The sequence below is a fragment of the Microbulbifer rhizosphaerae genome (genome assembly GCF_014191725.1).
GTDB classification, from domain to species: domain Bacteria; phylum Pseudomonadota; class Gammaproteobacteria; order Pseudomonadales; family Cellvibrionaceae; genus Microbulbifer; species Microbulbifer rhizosphaerae.
The window spans coordinates 212,763-228,982 of the sequence record NZ_JACHWZ010000009.1; the positions used below are offsets into that span (position 1 = coordinate 212,763).

General features: G+C 57.4%; 11 protein-coding genes and 2 pseudogenes. 10 read left to right on the plus strand and 3 right to left on the minus strand.

Annotated features, from left to right (window positions below):
- The first annotated feature begins 80 nt into the window (after positions 1-80).
- From FHS09_RS11300 to tnpC, 10 genes and pseudogenes are all read left to right on the plus strand, one after another.
- Complete coding sequence (locus FHS09_RS11300; protein ID WP_183459875.1) at positions 81-1,052, plus strand: AAA family ATPase; 972 nt, start codon at positions 81-83, stop codon at positions 1,050-1,052.
- Entirely contained in the window at positions 1,052-2,017 is a 966-nt protein-coding gene (locus FHS09_RS11305) for a DUF58 domain-containing protein (RefSeq protein WP_183459877.1), read from the plus strand. Before FHS09_RS11300 ends, FHS09_RS11305 begins: the two co-directional genes overlap by 1 nt.
- An 11-nt stretch (positions 2,018-2,028) precedes the next feature.
- Entirely contained in the window at positions 2,029-2,568 is a 540-nt protein-coding gene (locus tag FHS09_RS11310) for a DUF4381 domain-containing protein (RefSeq protein WP_183459879.1), read from the plus strand.
- The gene (locus FHS09_RS11315) at positions 2,561-3,664 is read left to right on the plus strand and encodes a VWA domain-containing protein (protein WP_183459881.1); all 1,104 of its coding nucleotides are present in this window, start codon (positions 2,561-2,563) and stop codon (positions 3,662-3,664) included. The genes FHS09_RS11310 and FHS09_RS11315 overlap by 8 nt, the downstream gene beginning before the upstream one ends.
- Positions 3,661-5,529: a tetratricopeptide repeat protein gene (locus tag FHS09_RS11320; protein WP_183459883.1), complete on the plus strand. Its 1,869-nt coding sequence runs from the start codon at positions 3,661-3,663 to the stop codon at positions 5,527-5,529. Before FHS09_RS11315 ends, FHS09_RS11320 begins: the two co-directional genes overlap by 4 nt.
- A gap of 143 nt (positions 5,530-5,672) precedes the next feature.
- Positions 5,673-7,268 (plus strand): BatD family protein, encoded by a 1,596-nt coding sequence (locus tag FHS09_RS11325; RefSeq protein ID WP_246394869.1) that lies wholly within the window; start codon positions 5,673-5,675, stop codon positions 7,266-7,268.
- Positions 7,269-7,535: 267 nt separating this feature from the next.
- Complete coding sequence (locus tag FHS09_RS11330; protein WP_183459887.1) at positions 7,536-10,880, plus strand: methyltransferase domain-containing protein; 3,345 nt, start codon at positions 7,536-7,538, stop codon at positions 10,878-10,880.
- Positions 10,881-11,215: 335 nt separating this feature from the next.
- Positions 11,216-11,518 carry an IS66 family insertion sequence element accessory protein TnpA gene (tnpA, locus tag FHS09_RS11335; RefSeq protein WP_183459889.1) on the plus strand — a complete coding sequence of 101 codons (303 nt, stop codon included), beginning with the start codon at positions 11,216-11,218 and terminating at the stop codon, positions 11,516-11,518.
- On the plus strand, positions 11,518-11,874 hold the full coding sequence (gene tnpB, locus FHS09_RS11340) for an IS66 family insertion sequence element accessory protein TnpB (RefSeq protein WP_183459891.1): 357 nt from the start codon (positions 11,518-11,520) through the stop codon (positions 11,872-11,874). The genes tnpA and tnpB overlap by 1 nt, the downstream gene beginning before the upstream one ends.
- Positions 11,813-13,249, plus strand: a pseudogene (gene tnpC, locus FHS09_RS11345) (IS66 family transposase); the annotation flags it as partial. The gene tnpB and the pseudogene tnpC, both read left to right, overlap by 62 nt.
- A gap of 414 nt (positions 13,250-13,663) precedes the next feature.
- Here the strand turns inward: tnpC and FHS09_RS11350 are convergent.
- The 3 genes and pseudogenes from FHS09_RS11350 to FHS09_RS11360 all read right to left on the minus strand — a co-directional run.
- On the minus strand, positions 13,664-14,596 hold the full coding sequence (locus FHS09_RS11350; protein ID WP_183459893.1) for a hypothetical protein: 933 nt from the start codon (positions 14,594-14,596) through the stop codon (positions 13,664-13,666).
- A gap of 175 nt (positions 14,597-14,771) precedes the next feature.
- Positions 14,772-15,389: pseudogene (locus FHS09_RS11355) on the minus strand (transposase); the annotation flags it as partial.
- 270 nt (positions 15,390-15,659) lie between these two features.
- Positions 15,660-16,220: group II intron maturase-specific domain-containing protein (locus FHS09_RS11360; protein ID WP_425487771.1), on the minus strand; the 561-nt coding region annotated here is incomplete at its 5' end.

Here is a 16,220-nt window from a genome sequence, read left to right on the forward strand (position 1 = left end):
CGCGGGTAGCTATACATAAAGATAGAGTGCTGCCCTGGGCGGGCGGACGCAGGATTATTCGCAATAAAAGAAGTGGCGCTATGGAACAGAACCTGAATACCCGAGACCAGATCACCGCCCTCGGCGACTGGCTGGAACAGCAGATTATCGGCCAGAGGACCCTGGTCGAACGGATACTGATCGCCCTGCTCGCGGACGGCCACCTGCTGGTGGAAGGGGCCCCGGGACTGGCCAAAACCAAGGCGATCAAAACACTGGGCGAGGCTATTGAGGGTGATTTCCATCGCGTCCAATTTACGCCAGACCTGTTGCCGGCGGATATTACCGGCACCGATATCTACCGACCGGAAACCGGAGAGTTCCATTTTCAGCCCGGGCCTGTGTTCCACAACCTGGTGCTGGCGGACGAGATCAACCGCGCGCCGGCCAAGGTGCAGTCGGCGCTGCTGGAGGCCATGGCGGAACGCCAGATCAGCGTGGGCCGCAAAACTTATCCGCTGCCAGAATTATTCCTGGTGATGGCGACACAGAACCCTATAGAACAGGAAGGGACTTATCCGCTGCCGGAGGCGCAATTGGATAGGTTCCTCATGCAAGTGAATCTTGCCTACCCCGATGCAGTTGCGGAAGCGAAAATTTTGCGCCTGGCCAGATCCGAGGCAAGCCTTGGCGAAAATCGCCCTTCCGGTGTTGTCAGCCAGGACACCATTTTTCGCGCCCGCAGCCAGATCCTGGAAATGCAGATGGTGGAAGCGGTAGAGACCTATACTGTCCAACTTGTCATTGCTACACGGGAGCCCGCGAAGTATGACAGCGAGCTGGCCTCGTGGCTAGATTTTGGTGCCAGCCCCCGGGCCACGATTGCACTGGACCGGTGCGCCCGCGCACTGGCCTGGCTCAAAGGCCGGGACTTCGTCACCCCGGACGACGTGATGGAAGTGGCCCCGGACGTATTGCGCCACCGCCTGCTGCTCAGTTTCGAGGCCGAAGCGGCCGGTATCACCGCCGACCAGGTTATCCGGCGACTGCTGCAACAGGTGCCGGCCATCTGATGCCCACTGTCATTTCCCACACCGAACTGAATCCCCGCGGCGCCTACCCTGAAGTGACGCCGCTGGTTCAACTGCGTGCCATCGCCCGCCAACTGCAGCTGTTCAAACCGCATCTGGCGAAAAGCGACCAGGCCGGCAACCTGCTCACCCGTTACCGCGGCCGCGGCATGAACTTCGAGGAGGTGCGCGACTATCAGCCCGGCGACGATGTGCGCACCATCGACTGGCGGGTAACCGCGCGTACCGGCAAGACCCACACCAAGCTCTACCAGGAGGAGCGGGAGCGACCGGTTGTCATCCTGGTGGACCTGCGCTCACCGATGTTTTTTGGCAGCCGCCAGGCGTTCAAGTCCGTCGCCGCCAGCGGCATCGCCGCCGCCCTGGCCTGGGCCGGCCTGCAGAACGGCGATCGCATCGGCGCCCTGCTGTATTCCGACGGCGACTTCGAAACCGTGCGCCCGCGCCGCAGTCATCACGCTGTCCTGTCGATGATTCACGGTACAGTGGCCCGCGCCGGTGCGCTGCGGAGCCCGGTGCCCGAAGGGACCGCGCAACCGCTCAAACAGCTCCTGGAGGAAGCCCGGCGCATTACCCGCCCCGGCAGCGCCCTGTTCCTGATCAGCGACTGCCACGACCTGAACGAGACCTGCGAGCAGCCCCTCTATCTCCTTGGCCGCCACGCGGACCTGCAGGTACTACGCATCAGCGACCCGATGGAACGGGAGCTGCCAGAGCAGTCGCTGACCATTTCCGACGGCCGCCAGCGCACCTTCCTGAACGCCGGCAACCGCCCGTTGCGCGAACATTTTGCCGACCACCAGACACAGGCCCGCGCGGAAGTGGCGCAGCTTTGTCGACGGCACCGGCTGCCGCTGCTGGACTTCGACAACACCCGACCGCTGGTGCCGGCACTGCTCTCTTACTACGGCCAACGGCAAAAGGGACGCGTGGGGGTGATGCGTTGAAGATTCCCGCAATGCAACAGGCCCAGCCCTCTCCCCAGCTGTCAAAAGAAGCGCAGGAACTGCTGGCACAGCTGCGCGATATCCATGAACCGGCACCGGTTGGCTGGTGGCCGCCGGCCCCCGGCTGGTGGCTGCTGGGAGCACTGATTCTCACCGCCGTGGCCGCGGCGATTTTCTTTTGGCACAGGCGGCGAAAAATCCGCGCGCGCAACCGCTACCGCGTGGAGGCCGTGCGCCTGTTGCAGGATGTCGCCCCGGCCAATCCGCGCGCAGTCGAACAGATCAACGAAATTCTCAAGCGGGTGGCGGTCGCCAGCTTCGGCCGGCCCGCCTGCGGCAATCTCACCGGGCGACGCTGGATCGAGTTCCTGGAAAATTCCTCCGACAGCGAACTCCCGGCCGAAGCCCGGGAGGCCCTGCTGGAACATCTTTACCGGCGACCGGATAAAAACCCGGAGTGGGACCAGAAGCTGCGTGATTGCACCGTAGCGCTGCGCGACTGCGCCATACAGTGGGTGGAATCCCACCAGCGGGAGGCCGCCGGTGTTTGAGTTCGCCACCCCCTGGGTCTTCGCCCTGCTGCCACTGCCCTGGCTGGTCCGCCGCTTGCTGCCCCGTGCCAGGCCGCTCACCAGCGCCCTCAAAGTGCCTTTTTACTCTGAGTTGTCCCAGAGTGGCGACGCCAGCCAGGGCAACCTCGCCAACCTGTTGTTGCTCAGCCTGCTGTGGTTGCTGCTGCTGTCCGCCGCGGCCCGTCCACAGTGGTATGGCGAGCCCATTGCACAGAAGAGCAGCGCCCGGGACCTGCTGGTGGCAGTGGATATTTCCGGCAGCATGGAGACCCCGGACATGTTGCTGGACGGCCGCCCGGCCATGCGTGTCGAAGCGGTGAAACGGGTGGTGAGCGACTTTGTCGAGCGGCGCGAGGGCGACCGCCTGGGACTGGTACTGTTCGGCACTCGCGCCTACCTGCAGGCGCCCCTCACTTACGACCGGAAAACCGTGGGTACGCTTTTACAGGAAGCGCAGATCGGATTCGCCGGCCAGGGCACCGCCATCGGCGATGCCATCGGCCTCGCGGTCAAGCGCCTGACCCAGCGCCCCGCGGAACAGCGGGTGCTGATCCTGCTCACCGACGGCGCCAATACCGCCGGGGAAATCGCCCCAGGCAAAGCCGCCGAGCTGGCGCAGCAGGCGGGGGTGACCGTCTATACCATCGGCGTGGGCGCGGAGGAGATGATCCAGCCTGGCCTGCTGGGCAGCCGCTTCGGTGCGCGCCGTATCAACCCCTCCCGGGATCTGGACAGCGAAACCCTGCAAGCTATCGCCGACACGACCGGTGGCCAGTATTTCCGCGCGCACAACCCACAGGAACTGGTGGATATCTACAACGAACTCGACCGCCTGGAACCGGTGGAACAGGAGGCCGCCAGCTACCGTCCGCTGAAATCTCTGTATGTGTGGCCGTTGGGTGCAGCGCTGCTGCTGACCATGTTGTGGGCCGCGGTGCCACTGCTCGCTGCCGGGAGCGTCGAATTCCAGCGCCGCACAGCGGCCCGCGCTCCCGGGAACACCGGGCCCGGGAGCACCCGCCGCCACTTCGGCAAAGCGGCTCTTGAGCCCGTCCAGCGGAGCCAAACACTATGAATATGTTTGCCGACCTGCACCAATTCCATTTTCTGCGCCCCCAATTCCTCTGGCTGCTGCTGCCGGCTGCCCTGCTCTGCTGGGGCCTGGCGCGCACCGTGCTGAACAGCGGCAATCTGCAAAAAATTATCGACCCGGATCTGCTACCCCACCTGCTGCTGCGCGGCGGGGAAAAACGTCCCTGGCTGTTCGCGCTGATCTTCGCCCTGCTCGCCGGCGCTATCCTGGCGCTGTCGGGGCCCACCTGGCGCAAGCTGCCCACGCCGGTGTACAGCAACCAGGACGCGCTGGTGATCCTGTTGGACCTGTCGCCGTCGATGATGGCCACCGACCTGTCGCCGGACCGCCTCACCCGCGCGCGGCTGAAAATTCTCGATATTCTCAAGGAGCGCAAAGACGGCCTCACCGCCCTGGTAGCATACGGCGGTGAGGCCCATGTGGTCACCCCGCTCACTGAGGACACCGTCACCATCGCCAACCTGGTGCCTGCCCTGTCGCCATCGATTGTGCCGGTGCCCGGCAGCAATATAGAAATGGCAGTGGAGACGGGGATCAGACTGCTGCGGGACGGCGCCAATGGCAACGGCGACCTGCTTGCGGTCACCGACGGCTTCGATGAATCGGCACTGGGCGGGGTGAAGAAACTGGTTTCCGAAGCCGGCGTCGAACTGTCGATACTGGCCGTCGGCAGCGGCGAGGGCAGCCCCATCCCCCGGGGTAACGGCGGCGGCTTCGCCACCGACAGCAACGGCGCGATCGTTATCGCCAATTTCAATGCCGGCGAACTGAGAAAGCTGGCCCGGGAAAGCCGCGGCCGCTTCGCCGAGATCACCGTGGACGACAGCGATATCCATTACCTGCTGCCAGAGGGTGAAACGCCGCAGCAGGCCCAGCTCACCGAGCGCGAATTCGACCAGTGGCGCGAAGAGGGGCCGTGGCTGATCCTGCTGCTGTTGCCCTTGACCGCTCTGCTATTCCGCCGCGGCGCCCTCGCCTGCGCCCTTCCCCTGGCCCTGCTGCTGCCGCAACACAGCGACGCCCAGGAACTGTGGCGCACCCCGGACCAGCGCGGGGAGGAACTACTGGAACAGGGAGAACCGGAACAGGCCGCGAAGACCTTCAAGAACCGCCGCTGGCGCGGCACTGCCAACTACCGCGCAGGCAACTTCCCCGCCGCGGCAGAGGATTTTGCTCAGAGTGATGACCCTCAGGGGCTCTATAATCTCGGCAACAGCCTCACCCAGCAGGGCCGCTACGACGAGGCCATCGCCGCCTACGACGAGGCACTGAAACAACAGCCGCAGATGGCCGACGCCCGGCACAACCGCGAGATCGCAGAAAAGCTCAGGGAATTGCAGAAACAACAACAACAGCAGCAGCAGCAGCAATCCCAGCAGAATCAATCCGACCAGCAGCAGCAACAGCAACAGCAACAACAGCAGTCCGGAGACAACGAACAACAGCAGAACCAGAGCGGGCAACAGCAACAGAGCCAGCAGGGCTCCGACTCCGGAAACAGCGGCTCGCAGGATACCCAGGAGCAGCAACAGGCGGGTGAGCAGCCGTCAGAACAGCAATCCGAGCAGGGACAACAGGAATCAGAAGAACAGGAACAGCGGACGGCCAAGGGCGAAAACGGAGAGAGGCAAGAGCAGCAACAGGGCGAACCCCAGCAGGCCGGCGCCGAGGAAAGCCCCCTGGACCCGGAAACCCAGCAGGCCCTGGATCAGTGGCTGCGCCAGATTCCCGACGATCCCGCCGGCCTGATGCGCGAGAAATTCAAATACGAAAGCCTGCAGCGCCGCCGCGCCTACCGCAGCGGCGAATGGCAGCCCCCGGAGAACGGAGCCACGCAGAGATGGTAGGAAAGAAATACGGAATAAGTCGCCTCGCCTCCCCTCTCCCGCTTGCGGGAGAGGGGCCGGGGGAGAGGGCCAGCGTAGGAGCGGCCGCTGGCCGCGATCGAAATATCTATATCCACGGGACTATCAGACTTCTGCAGACGCTTTTGCTTCTGCTACTAGCCAACTTCGCCCAGGCCTCCGATCTCACCGCCACCGTCGACCGCAACCAGATCGGCATCGACGAAACCCTCAATCTGCGCCTGCGCTACTCCGGCAACGAAAGCGGCGGGCAGCCGGATTTCGAACTGCTGGAACAGGACTTCGATATCCTCTCCCGCCAGCAGTCCAACCAGTACCGGGTGATCAACGGCCGTGCCGAAAGCTTTGTCGAATGGACTCTGACCCTGGCTCCAAAAAGGGAAGGCAAGCTGTTCGTGCCCTCCCTGCACCACCACGGCAACGTCTCCGATGCCATCCCCATCACCGTCATTGAAGCCGGTGCCCGCCCGGAGAGTGGCGACCGCCAGGCTTTCCTGGAAGTGGAACTGGATAAAGAACAGGTCTACGTACAGGAACAACTACTGGTCAAGGTCCGCCTCTACACCACCATCGGCCTGCACGACATCGCCACCGAGCCCCTACAGGTTCCCGGCACCCATGTGGAAAAGCTGGATGAACAGCGCTACGAGCGACGGATTGGCGGCGTGGCCCACGCCGTCTACGAACTGACTTATGCCCTCTTCCCGGAGAGCTCCGGCGAACTGCAGATCCCCGCGCTCAACTACGTCGCCATCGCCGGCCGCCGCGACCCCTTCTCCCTGTTCAACCGCAACAGCCAACGACTGCGCCTGCGCTCGCAACCCCAAAGCATTCAGGTACTGCCCAAACCCGACAGCTACAGCGGCGCCCACTGGCTCCCCGCCGCCAGCCTGGGGCTGGTACAGAGCTGGAGCCAGGACCCGGAAACCTTCAAGGTCGGCGAACCCATCACCCGTATCATCACCCTGCGCGCCGAAGGCCTGCGCGCAGCCCAACTGCCGCCGCTACCCAAACTCGATGTCGAAGGTCTGAAAACCTACCCCGACCAGCCACAACAGGACGACCAGATTGGTCCGAACGGCATTACCGGCAGCCGCATCGAAACCACCGCCATCGTCGCAACCAAGCCCGGGGATTACCAGTTGCCGGCGATTACGGTTACCTGGTGGGATACCAAGAGCGGGCGGCAGCGGGCTACGCAGTTGCCGGCTTTCCGATTCACGGTAGCTGGCACCACAGCAGGTGTCGCTGAGGCTCAAAGCAATCTCGAGGAATTGAAGCCAAGCCCAGCGCCGGCTGCAGACGACCACAGTAGGTTCTGGAAAACCCTTGCCATAGCCGCCCTCGCTTTGCATCTTTTATGGCCTATCTACTTCTGGTATCAGCATCATAACCCTGCAGGGCCTAGAAAAATTACCGATGGTGAGACAAATACTCAACACCAAGCCCAAGAAGCTCTGGAGCGTGCAGCCGAGAGTGACGATGCCGCCCAGATACAGCAGGCATTGCAAAACTGGCTCAACAAGCACCGGCCGGAGAAGGAACCCAAGCTTGAGGAAGTAGACAAGCTCAAGGAGTTATTGAATGTGGCGCTCTATCAGGAGCCGCCCAAGCCACTTAACAGGCAGCAGGTGCAAATACTGGTGAGCAGGCTGTTGAAGCAAAAGGTGCACCAGCAGACACAGAAGCCTGACAGTCCCTTACCCAGCCTATTTACCTGACAGTGAAAGTCTTTCACACAGGTAAAACGTCATTGCTGTGACAGCTGTAACCGATAATAAGCATCTTCGCTCCCCGCAACCGCAGCCTCGTGGGTAGGGTGCCCTTCTCAGTCAATGAAGCAGCCACAGCAACGAAAGAGGGCGTAGAAGCAAATCGCGCCATATAATGCCCAAGGTGAGAAACGAGCACTTGCTGTTGAACAGATTCTCTTGCATTATCAAATATAAAAGCTTAGTGAGTTGGCACTTTTATTGGAGAATAGGGAAATGGATTTATATAGTGCAATACTTCAGCGGCTTAAACGATTTCTAATAAAAATCTTTAAAATAGGTGAATCAACCAGGAAAAAGTTCGCTCAACTAGATAAGCAAATCGCGAAGCTGGAATCAAGCAGAAAGAAATTCACTCCACTGAAGAAACGGGTCGTAAAGCTGGAATCGACCAGAAAGGAACTCACTCCACTGAAGAAACGGGTCGTAAAGCTGGAATCGACCAGAAAGGAATTCACTCCACTGCAGAAGCGAGTCACAAAGTTAGAGGAAGATTCGCACATAGTGTTCGCACTCGACCAGAACGCTAGCCGCGAACGGCTCATAACACTAGCAGATCAGCTTCCCGCTAATCAGGCCAAAATTTCCATTGTACGGCACCTATTTCGCCTGAGAAACTTCAAAAGTGCTTGCAAAGCCGCAAAGGGCTTGGATCTTCACAAGCAGGCTCCGCGAAATCTTTTCTTGATCATCCGATGCTTCCTCTCAGGTACTGAAGGTGTCCAAGCTGACTCCATGCTGGATTGGTTCCTGAGACACCATGACTTGACCTCTCTACCAGAAGGCGACCAAAGAACGCTCGCCGATCTGATCTATTTGTCCGGAGCCGAACCCCAGACCAAGCTGAGCCGATTGGCTCAGCTGAGCTCTGCAGCTGCCAGCGATAAAATAAGGCAATACACTCGGTTCCAGAAGTTTCGAATTAAGCTATTGATTGACACTAAAATTGACCCTTTGAACTATGCAGAGCTGGATCAATTAGACGTAGAAGAGCCAAGCTACCAACTGCGCTATATCCCGCATCTCAAAGCCTTGGGATATGATGATGAGGCAAAATCTCTGCTCGATTGCCTTTACCGACACCACGGTATGGAGCATGCAGGCGTTCTATCAGCAATTCTAACCTTCGATGCAGATTGGCCTAGGGTCGATCTCGCCGCTCTACCCAAGCAATACATCAATCGACTGGAGTTTCTCCAGCTTGCCAATGACCACAAAGGTTCCTGCGAGGAGTTTTCTTCACTCTTCGACCAATGTCTCCAAGCAAATTTAAAAGTCTATCCAAACGCCGACGTCTACCTGAAGGATAAAATCCTTAACCGCTTTCTTCGCCTCGACCTTCTTGATGAAATTGAGCAGTTGGTTTCGAGTGACCGCGAATTACCCGATACGGTTCTCTCGCCGCACCTCGCCACCGGCCTGTATTATTTCATGGCTGATCAGTTTCTGTCAGCCCGAGATCGATTTATGCGGGTTATGGAGGAGGATCCCTCAGATCCTGTAGCCGCTCAGGGCCTGCGATTGGCGCTTCCAAGAGCTGGCGGCGATATGTCTTCCATTATCACCATTAGGGACCGTCTCGGCTATGGGATTCGCGGAGCAGGTAGGACCGGCAGTTGTGCAAATGTAGGTTCCGACAAGGTAATCGGTAACCTGATGAGTGGGCACTACAGAGAAGGGCTCTACGCAAAGCGTCATGCAACTCACTGGCAGTTACTTAAACGTATCTATGGGGATCGCTTTTTTAACTTTGAAAGGCTGCCAGTGGACAGCAAAGCAAAGCACCTATTTGTTATTGGCGATGAGGGGGTCGGCGATGAAGTGAGAACTTCACAATTCTACGCCTACCTAACCGAACGCTTCAACAAAGTCACTATTACCTGTGATCCCCGGCTGACCGAGATATTCAAACGCTCTTTCCCACAGATCACGTTTATTCCGGTAGAACGCTATCGAAAAGGCTTAACCCGAACTGCGACGTCAAAGAAAAAGCGGATTTCCGGCCTGAACATGACGCTCTCACAGATACTCACAGATGACTGCAAACCGCTGATGGATCAGGCCGACTACATCACGTTCGGCCAAAACCTTTTTTTTAACCGCTTTATTGGTGAAATCCCTCGCCTCAATAATGGTGGTTACCTTTCTTCTACAAAAGAGAAGCGCACCGCTAATAAGAAACTCAGGGTCGGGATTCTCTGGCGCAGCCATTTCATATCAATGTGGCGGAAGTTTATGTACCTGAAAGTCGAGGACTTTACGCCACTTACAGAGCTTGAGACTGTGGAGCTTTGGTCGATGCAGCACTGTATCACTGATGAGGAAAAAAATTTCTGCCGTGCCAAAAACATCAGGTTGGTGGAGGACGTCGATCTGTTCGACGACTTCGAGGGCATGGTCCCGATTCTCAAACACCTTGACCTGATGATTGGCATCAGTTCACTACCAATAGAACTTGCAGCCGCACTCGGAACGCCAGTCTGGATGCTCGGTTTCTCACCGGAGAATTATTTCTTGCGCACTGGGGGTGGGACGATTGAGACAGATCAGTTGACCACAAACTCGACGATAGTGGCGCCGGAATGGATCGATTTCTCTGCCCCCTCGTCCGAATGTGTAACCCTAGTCATGGAGGATGTGTGCCGGCGCCTTCGCCGATTCGAGCCGAAACCATTGCCTTCTTCGTCATTTGTGCCTGAGCAAAAGGTGGAAACTGCCTCTATTGTGACCAGGATGACGAAGAGTGAGCGAACGCTCCAGAAGGTATTTGACAGGACAACAGCACTCACGGATCTAGTAGCAGACCTTTATCTAGATACTATGCCGCTAAATGACGCACGAAACGCTCAGGAGCGCGCATGGCTTGGCCGTCACGGCTTCCGTTATGTTGTGCACCATCTAGAAGAGAAATGGGAACAGACACGCACCCCTTATTGGGAGATGCTCTTTTCAATGTTGCCGGACGTGTCATCGGTTTGCGAGTTTGGTTGCAATATCGGAGCGAACTTACGGGCGATCAATCATTTGAGGCCCAATATCCGAAGGGTAGGAATCGAAATAAATGCTATCGCCTGTGAAGTGTTGCGAAAATCTGGGATCGCTGAGGTACACGAGGCGTCCGTTTCCGAAATTGATCTAGCTGAACAGTTCGACCTTGTTTTCAGTCGTGGTGTGTTGATCCACATCAACCCCTCCGACCTGGAAAATGTATTGCGTAGAATGGCGAAACACTCGAAACGGTACGTGCTGATTTATGAGATTTTTAGCCCTGAGCCTTTCCACCTTGAGAGCTACTCAGATATCGTTTCTCTGGCGACCGGCGAGAAAGCTGAGGGGTATCAATTCTGGCGTGATTTTGCTAGCGAATTTTCTGACCTTCATCCTGCGTGGCAAATAGTACGCAGTGGCGTAGGCGAGATGCCCGCTGCCAAACGGGAAGATGCCAAACCAAAACATGGGAAACTGGTATGGACCTTATTCAAGCGGCCTGACGCATTGCTTACAAAAAAAGGCTCGAAGACGCCCGTTCAGGAGGCCCCTTCGCGGTTACCATATGGCTAGAGTCCAAATTTTTGCCTCTCTTGCTCTAGGAATGTAGGTTCTTACGAGATAGGCTTGTCCTGCGACGTTTCCAAAAACTGTCAAAAATACAACCAAGTAGCAGGCCTATAATGCTAAATGAGCGCTAACGCGATCCACCTCGTCAAAGGCAGGCAGGAATTTTGGACTGATTACACATCGCGCGCCGGGCAGTGGTGCACTTGGCGCCAGCAAGCCAAAGAGAAGGGGTATACCGGTGCCGGGCAGTGATAAGTAAGCGCCAAAGAATCAGCACCTGTTTTTCCTGATTTGACTCCGACACACTGATTCCAATCTCACCCACAGAGGAATCAGCGATGACCACTCAGGAGCGTTCCCACTTCTGGCAGAAACAAATTGCCACTTGGCAGGCATCCGACGTATCCGGACAGGCGTTCTGCAAGCAGCAGAACCTCTCCTATCACCAGTTTGTTTACTGGCGGCGCAAGCAAGATAAGGCCCGCTCAAGCCAGACGAGTTCAGCCACCGGATTCGCCAAAGTGACTCAGGCTACCCCCACGAAGGACGAGCTGACACTCACCCTGCCCAGCGGCCTGTCGATTACCGGCATTCATACTGGCAATGTCGAACTGCTGGGCGCGATCCTGAGGCAGCTGTAATGCCGCCGCGTTACCTGCGCCCGGCATTGGAGACGCCACAGATCTATCTCTACCAGGCACCGGTAGATTTCCGCAAGCAGGCGAATGGCTTGGCGGCGCTGATCGAGCAGGAGCTCGGGCAAAGCCCCTTCACCGGCGCGCTCTATGCCTTCACCAATCGCCACTACAACAAGATCAAGTGCCTGATGTGGGAGGATAACGGCTTTGTGCTCTATTACAAATCTCTGGCCGAAGAGAAATTCAAGTGGCCAAGCCTTTCAGATGACCTGCTACCCCTCACCGGTGAGCAGATAAAAAGCCCAGCAGTTCGCTGCCAGCAGCGAAAAGCATACCCACCAGATCCACCTGTTCGATGAAGCCGAGATGGAAGCTGAGATCGAGGCGCTGCTGGAGCAGCTCCCCGAGGATGTCGCGCCGCCGGCTGAACGTAAAGCGGTCAAAAAGCGCCAGCGCGGCTTCTCCGGCAAGCTGGTACGCGAGCGTATCGAACTGGCCCTGTCCGAAGAGGAAAAAGCCGGCGCCAGCAAGACCTTCTTCACTAAAGTGAAAGAGGAATTACAGTTCATTCCAGCCCAGCTGAAAGTGCTGGAAATCTGGCAGGAAAAGGCGGTGTTCGAGCGTGACGGCAGCGAGACCATTGTTGCCGCCAAGCGCCCCGTGCACCCGCTGGGCAAATGCATTGCCACCACGTCACTGCTGGCCTACATCATCACCTCGAAATACGCCGACGGCTTGCCGCTGTACCGCCTGGAACAGATGTTGAAACGGCTGGGCCATGAGGTCGGCCGGACCAGCATGGCCCACTGGATCATCCGCCTTGATGACGTGTTCCGGCCGCTGATCAACCTGATCCGCGAGGTCCAGAACAGCAGTCGATACCTGCAGGCGGATGAAACCCGAATCCAGGTGCTGAAGGAAGACGGCAAAACCGCCCAGTCCGACAAGTGGATGTGGGTCACCCGTGGCGGCCCACCGGATCAACCGTCCGTGCTGTTCGAATACGACCCGTCCCGTGCGGGCAGCGTTCCCGTGCGCCTGCTGGATGGCTTCACCGGCATCCTACAAGCGGATGGCTACTCCGGCTATGGTCAGGTGTGCCGTGAAAACGAAATCACCCGTATCGGCTGCTGGGACCATGCCCGACGCAAGTTCATCGAAGCCACCAAGGCGGCCCCGAGTGGAGCAAAAGCCAAGAAGGGTAAAGGCTCCAAGGCGGACATCGCCTTGGGCTATATCCGTAAACTCTACACCATCGAGCGTGAAATCCAGCACCGAAACGATGCCGACAAATACCAGGTTCGACAGATGTTGAGCCTGCCGCTGCTCGAAGAGTTCAAAACCTGGCTGGGCAAGCATGTTGGCAAGGTGATGAAAGGCTCGCTGACTCGCAAGGCAATGGAGTACACACTGAACCAGTGGCCTTACTTGACAGGCTATTGTGACCGGGGGTACCTGCACATCAGCAACGTACTGGCCGAAAATGCGATACGCCCCTTTGCCGTCGGTCGCAGGGCATGGTTGTTCGCCGATACCGCACAGGGCGCGAGAGCCAGTGCGACCTACTACTCCCTGATCGAAACGGCCAAAGCGAATCAACTGGAGCCCTCGGCCTATATCCACTATGTGCTGGACCGGATCGGTGAAGCCGATACACTGGAGAAACTGGAAGCCCTCTTGCCGTGGAATGTGGTCTTGGGGCCTGCTTCAAAAAATGTGGCGCAGTACGGTTAGGGGAAGGCTGTCGATTTAACGGCGCTTACAGTGATAAACAGAGCGAAGATTGGCCGGCGGAAGCCAGGGAGTGGAGCCGCCGAAGCCGTGCCATTCAACCAGAGCCGCATCGTGTAACCGGTTACTAATCTGGTGCCTCGCCTTTTTTCCTCAGAATGAGTCACAAAAAATTTGCACTGAGCTGGTGCTGTATAATAACCTCGACATAGAACCGGTTACATTCAGAATATCAGCAATGTTTGCCGGGCGAGCGTAGGCTCAGTCGGGTTCTCAGAGTTGGAATGTGTAACCGGCTCTATCCAATCATCTTTGGATGACGTAGGGAACGTCGCAGTAAAAAAAACCGTCGTCTGAACAGGCTTATTGCAAAATTTTAAAAGAGCCCGGCCAAAAATGTCCATATCTCTCATACGGTCATCGGGGCTCTTTCCCCCTCCACTCGGTGTAACCCAACTGAACCAGATCCACCCCACAAAGGGACTGCAGCTCATCAAGGCTAGATTGAAAAACTGACAAGATCTGCTCCGCTAGCTTGTGTTGGACCCTGACAGATGGAAGATATCCTCCCACCGATTGTTCGATCCTGGCAGCATTGCCCATCACCCAGCTCTGCGTGGCTCTCCGGAGCGGAGCGGGGAGCCAGTGCCAGTAGCGCGCAACAAATAATGAGGAGTCGTCCTGACTCGCATTCATCCTCGCTCCTCTGAATGCGCTCAGAGACCAATCAGGATATAGAGCACACAGGGCTTCAAATTTCGTCGCAACTAGGTACTCAAGCGGCATTACCCTGACCCGATCCGCGCCAAAAACACGCACCAAGCGCATCGGATCCAGTCCTCCGGCACCAAAGAACCGCGCCGGATCGCTGCTAACACTCTTGTAGTAGGCGGGAAAGCTGCGCAGGTCATCCCCCCCCCTTCCATCACTGTTCTTTATGCTATTCCACAGAGATTTCTTGTAGCAGGACACCACCCAGTCAACGGGGTGACGGACAACAAGCAGTATTTCCGGTCGGGAAAATACCCTATCTATTCTCTCCGCGATATCCTCCAGTGTATTCATACGCGTCGGGCGACACCAACCTTCATAGGACATCAGACCCCAGTCGATATCCGGGTTGACTTCCGTTGCCAGATTTATTACTCGTCGCCAACGCTGCTCCACCTCCCTGACCCCTTCTCCCTTGGCTCGCCAAAGCCCTTGGAAGTTCCTGCTGTCCACCTGCAGTTGTTTGAGATTGCTAGCACCAGCGCCTAGATAGTGAACCCCTTGGAGATACGGAAAGACCTGACGCTGCAAGGTGGTGCTACCAGCTCTCGGTAATCCGATATGTACTACAAATTTCATTGCTTGCTTCCAGCCTCAGGAGACGATGTAGTGGTCATCCACTGATCCATCGCCTCGTCCACATCCAGCCCCCGCAACTTCGCGTCATGCAGGAGGATACCTTGCCATTAATTCCACCCGAAACAAGCATGAGATCTCCAGCGGCGTTTTTCAAGATAGTTGTCGCCTTTTTTCGTTACGCTACGACTTTGGTTTCTGGTTTTTCTTTCTGTGGATTTAGGGCTACTGCTCCAACCGGTGTCCAGTTCCTTGTCTCTCCAGACCAGCGCGATGGGTTCCTCTCCCTCGCCAGCTTGTAGACTTTCTCCCGCCCGGATAATAGGGCCACATCCTTGCCGTCATGCCTGTCCGCCGGGGTGACATACTTGATGCCGCTATGCAGATGCTCGTGGTTGTACCAGTGCATAAATCGCTCTACCCACTGCCTCGCCTCGTTCAGTGAAGCAAAGCCCTCCGAGGGCCAGCGTGGGCAGTATTTCACCGTGCGGAACAACGATTCCGAGTAGGGGTTATCGTTGCTCACCCGTGGGCGACTGTGCGAGGCCTGGATGCCCAGATCGTACAGCTTGGCCTGTAACGTCTGCGACTTCATCGGCGCGCCGTTGTCGGAGTGCAATACCGGGGGACTACAAAAACACTGCTCCCGCAGCATAGCCCGCTGTATCAGCACCGCCGCATGTTCGCCGGACTCGCTCTCGTGTACTTCCCAGACCACGCCCTTACGGCTATAGATATCTTCCACCAGATACAGGTAGTAATACAGCCCCTTCACCGATGACGGCAGTAGAGTAAGAGGCAGGGCGTAGTCGAACTATCTCCCTGCCTCTCCTCTCCGAACCGGACGTGCACCTTTCAGCGCATCCGGCTCTCCATTTAAGCGCTGGCGAATGCCATTGCCACTTCAGGAAAGCGTGAAGTCCATGTGTTCCGAGGCTCAGTCCTCAGGTACGGATTGCCTTCAGGAAGGCGCCAGCGGAATCGCCGGCTACCTCGTCCGACAAGCCGGTAGAGGATAGCACCACAGAAACACCCCTGATTGGTCTTGCCGTACAGCACCCACGTCTTACTTTGACCCGGGGCCGGGGCTTTGTACCAGTGACTTCAGCCGAGAGCGATATTTTCGCCCCAGCCAGTGAGCCAGTTTCCAGAACACGACTCTGTCAATATGACTGAAGATCTTGGCTTTGAAGTCAACGAACTGATAGAACGCTGACCAGCCTTTCAGCTTCCGATTGACGGCCTCAATCATATCAATCTTGCTTTCGCTATAATTGCCTGACAGCAGAGCCGTTAACGATGCGGCAAAGTTTCTCGCCTTCTCCCGGGGTATCGTTGTGACCACTCGCTGGTCGCCATAGCGACTCCGTTTGCGAATGATTCGGTGCCCCAGGAAGACAAAGCCATCATTCACATGGGTGATCTTCGTCTTCTCCATGTTTAATGTCAGCTTGAGAGTTCCCTCCAGCATCTGTCGGCATTCTTCTCGGATGTCTTCCGCTTGCGCCTTAGTGCCTTTGACAATAATGACAAGTCGAGTCGCCCCGGGGACCCTCCCCCCGAGGCGCTCACAGAACCGGACGTGAACGTCTCCGCTCATCCGGCTCCTCCTATCCAGCCTGTCCAT